The sequence below is a fragment of the Polaromonas sp. P1_E3 genome (assembly GCF_056405935.1).
Window position 1 is genome coordinate 1 of sequence record NZ_JBFUBD010000346.1, and the last position, 2835, is coordinate 2835.

A 2835-nucleotide genomic window follows, 5' to 3' on the forward strand; every position below is an offset into this window, starting at 1 on the left:
ATGCGCACGTCAAACACCACGTGCTCGTAGCCCGGAATGGTGATGTTGCCTTGCACCTGCTGGCCAGGCGCAAAGGTTTTGCCTTTGAGCGCCACGCCGAACCAGCCGCCAAATTCTTCGGCGTTCACCAGCGCGCGCCAGACCCGTGACAGGGGGGCGTTGATCAAGGTGCTGCGTTCAATGCGGTCTGTCGATGATGAAGACGATGCCGTTGATGAAGTCATATGCAATCTCCTGGTTGCATTTATTATGTGCACGTCAACTCGAAACCGCAACAAATTGGTTGCGTTAATTTGAAACCATTTGTCGCCCGGCTATTTGGCCGGCGGCTTGTTCAGCGCCGCGGCTTCGCGTATCAGCGCCTTCAACGCTTTTTCATCGACCTTGTCGCCCTCATGAAAATCAATGGCGCGCCGGGTGTTGCCTTCGAGGCTGGAGTTGAAGAGGCCTGAAGGGTCTTCGAGCTTTGCGCCCTTGGGGAAGGTCAGCTTCACGGCCTTCTTGTAGGTCTCGCCGGTGCAAAGAATGCCGTCTTTAGACCAGACGGGAACGCTCCATTTCCATTCTTCGACCACATGGGGAGTTGCCTGTGTGACGATGGCCCGGACGCGGGCGAGCGTCTCGCCGCGCCAGTCATCGAGGCCTTTGATCTTTGCATCTATCAGCTCTGAAGCTGAGCCTGACTCTTTTGCTTCAGCCGGCGCGCTCTTTGTGGTCTTGGTCTTGGTCATGTTGTTGCTCCTTTCATCATGTCTGGCGGTCGCTCACATCTTTTCGCCAGACAACTGGCTGGCTTGCTTCACCCAGTCGGTGAGCTGTGCTTCGTCGAAGGGGTCGCCTTCATGGATGTCGAGGTAGCGCGTGTCTTTGCTTTTGGACTCACCCGGCGGAACAGGCCGCAGCGACGTGCCGCGAAAGAATGCCACCTTGACGTACTTCGTGAAGCAATGGACGCTGAGGAACCAGCCCTGGTCTGCAACGCCGTAAAAGGGCGAGTTCCATTTGACGGCCTTCTGCACGCCGGGAACGGTGCGCACGATGAGCGCGTCAAGGCGTTGGCCGATGTCGCGCTTCCAGCCCGGCATGGCTGCGATGTAGGCCTGCACGGGCGCGTCGCCCTCACCCTTGGGAATCTGCGGGTTGCCGCCGGCGAGCAGGGCCGGCTTGCCCGCCTTTGCCTGCACCCTGGTCGCATCGGGTTTCTTTTTGGCTATTGCGTTCATCTCAATGCCTCGCGTCGAAGACCCGGACAGTCAACCCGGCTGCGCCAGCACCTGTTCCAGCCTGGCAAAGAACTGCGGCCAGCCATGTTTGGCGCCCTGGTAAGCCTGCTCCTGGTCCAGCCGGAAGCCTGACTGTTCCATGCGCAGGTGTGTGCCCGTGCTTGTGGGGGTAAGCGTCCAGGTGACGACGCTTTCAAGGCCATAGGCGGCCCAGGTGTACGTCAGCGTTTTGTCGGGCTCAATGGCCAGGACCTGGCATTCGACAGCGCCCCAGTCTGCACGCAGGCTGAAACGCTGGTCCATCACGGGCTTGAAGTCGTTTTTCATCAGCCACTCTTCGATCAGGTGCGGCTGCGTCAGGGCGCGCCAGATTTTTTCAGGCGGGTAAGGGATTTGCCGTTCGACAACGACGGAGCGGGTTTCGGTTGAAGCGGCGGCGTCTGCGGCGCTAGCGGTTTGGGTCATTGGTCCATCCTTTTCAAAAGTGATTCAAGACTGTCAATGCGGTCGTTCCAGAAGGTGCTGTAGAAGCTCACCCAGTCGCGCAGGACGGAGAGCGCCAGCGGCTGGGCGCTGTAATGCGTCTCGCGTCCTTCGCGCCTGTCGTCAACCAGCCTGGCCTGTTTCAGGATGCGCAGGTGCTTGGACACGGCCGGCTGCGACACGCCCGCGCGGTCTGTGAGCGCGCGCACGGTTTGCGCCCCGTCACGCGCCAGGCGTTCAAAAATCGCCCGGCGTGTCGGGTCGGCCAGGGCTTTGAAGACCTCGTTCGCGACCTCGTTGGAAACTGTTTGCATGCCAAAAGCATAACCCGATGGTTATTTGTTTGTCAACCGCCCCTACATCCAGAAATGAAGACACCGAGGATTCAACCCTTCAACCTGAACGCGACAACCCCATTGCCATCATGGATGGCAGTTCATGAACCCTGCCGTTCCACAATGCCGCCTTTCTCCGACAGACAAACGCTGGTGATGCGTGCCAAATGGTTCCAGGCGTCGCCATCCGGAGGCGCACAACTACCTACCAGGAGATAGCCATGCCCCAGTTCGCCATGATTACCGGTGACGTGACTTACACACCGGGTGACGGTACGCCCATCGAGATTCCGCGCGTGCGTGTGGAAGTTGCGCTGCAGCCTGACAGCGCCACGCTCAGCTGGGACGCCGGCGATGGCGTTGCCGCCGTGACGGCGATTCCGCGTATCCAGTTTGACGACTATGTGAAAAAAGGAAAAATCAAGCTGATTGAGTAAGTCTGCCGGGCCGCAATAATCAGGCCCATGCCTGTCAGCCACCCACGCAACGCCCTTCCCTGTTCATTGCAGTCCTTGCAATCCATGACCTCACCATCGCCCGCGCCCATCACCCGCCGCGCGCTGGTGGCGGCCGCCGCGGGCATGCTGGCCTTGCCCRCTTCGTGCCTTGCCGCGGCACCCGCGTCCGCGGGCGCATGGCCCAACGCGTCGCAGGTTCCCGGCGGCATTGCCCTGTTGCCGCTGGGCCCGGCGGCGCTGCGGCCCGTGGCGCATGCGGGTGGTGTGCCGCTGCTGGTGCTGGGTGAGGCAGCGGGATGGACGGCGCTGGTAGGCGTTGCGTTATCTGCAGAGCCC

General features: G+C 60.8%; 6 protein-coding genes and 1 pseudogene. 2 read left to right on the forward strand and 5 right to left on the reverse strand.

Translation table 11 applies throughout. The features are described 5' to 3' along the window. The 5 genes from AC1D0Z_RS18915 to AC1D0Z_RS18935 all read right to left on the reverse strand — a co-directional run. Positions 1 to 224 (reverse strand): SRPBCC family protein (locus AC1D0Z_RS18915; protein WP_477659731.1); only part of this gene is annotated, 224 nt, incomplete at its 3' end. Between the two features lie 90 nt (positions 225 to 314). Next, positions 315 to 731 (reverse strand): DUF1801 domain-containing protein, encoded by a 417-nt coding sequence (locus AC1D0Z_RS18920; RefSeq protein ID WP_477659732.1) that lies wholly within the window; start codon positions 729 to 731, stop codon positions 315 to 317. A 33-nt stretch (positions 732 to 764) separates the two neighbouring features. After that, positions 765 to 1223 (reverse strand): DUF1801 domain-containing protein, encoded by a 459-nt coding sequence (locus AC1D0Z_RS18925; RefSeq protein WP_477659733.1) that lies wholly within the window; start codon positions 1221 to 1223, stop codon positions 765 to 767. Between the two features lie 30 nt (positions 1224 to 1253). Continuing rightward, on the reverse strand, positions 1254 to 1688 hold the full coding sequence (locus tag AC1D0Z_RS18930; RefSeq protein WP_477659734.1) for an SRPBCC family protein: 435 nt from the start codon (positions 1686 to 1688) through the stop codon (positions 1254 to 1256). Further along, positions 1685 to 2020 (reverse strand): ArsR/SmtB family transcription factor, encoded by a 336-nt coding sequence (locus tag AC1D0Z_RS18935; protein ID WP_477659735.1) that lies wholly within the window; start codon positions 2018 to 2020, stop codon positions 1685 to 1687. Before AC1D0Z_RS18935 ends, AC1D0Z_RS18930 begins: the two co-directional genes overlap by 4 nt. A gap of 242 nt (positions 2021 to 2262) precedes the next feature. Here AC1D0Z_RS18935 and AC1D0Z_RS18940 point away from each other — a divergent pair, with 242 nt between their 5' ends. Next, complete coding sequence (locus tag AC1D0Z_RS18940; protein ID WP_477659736.1) at positions 2263 to 2478, forward strand: hypothetical protein; 216 nt, start codon at positions 2263 to 2265, stop codon at positions 2476 to 2478. An 84-nt stretch (positions 2479 to 2562) separates the two neighbouring features. Then, a pseudogene (locus AC1D0Z_RS18945) lies at positions 2563 to 2835 on the forward strand (M23 family peptidase); the annotation flags it as partial.

What these genes read in the sequence shown, in the direction of transcription:
- AC1D0Z_RS18930 (WP_477659734.1), bottom strand. Translation starts at nt 1,688, where the DNA reads ATGACCCAAACCGCTAGCGCCGCAGACGCCGCCGCTTCAACCGAAACC.
- AC1D0Z_RS18935 (WP_477659735.1), bottom strand. Translation starts at nt 2,020, where the DNA reads ATGCAAACAGTTTCCAACGAGGTCGCGAACGAGGTCTTCAAAGCCCTG.
- AC1D0Z_RS18925 (WP_477659733.1), bottom strand. Translation starts at nt 1,223, where the DNA reads ATGAACGCAATAGCCAAAAAGAAACCCGATGCGACCAGGGTGCAGGCA.
- AC1D0Z_RS18920 (WP_477659732.1), bottom strand. Translation starts at nt 731, where the DNA reads ATGACCAAGACCAAGACCACAAAGAGCGCGCCGGCTGAAGCAAAAGAG.
- AC1D0Z_RS18940 (WP_477659736.1), top strand. Translation starts at nt 2,263, where the DNA reads ATGCCCCAGTTCGCCATGATTACCGGTGACGTGACTTACACACCGGGT.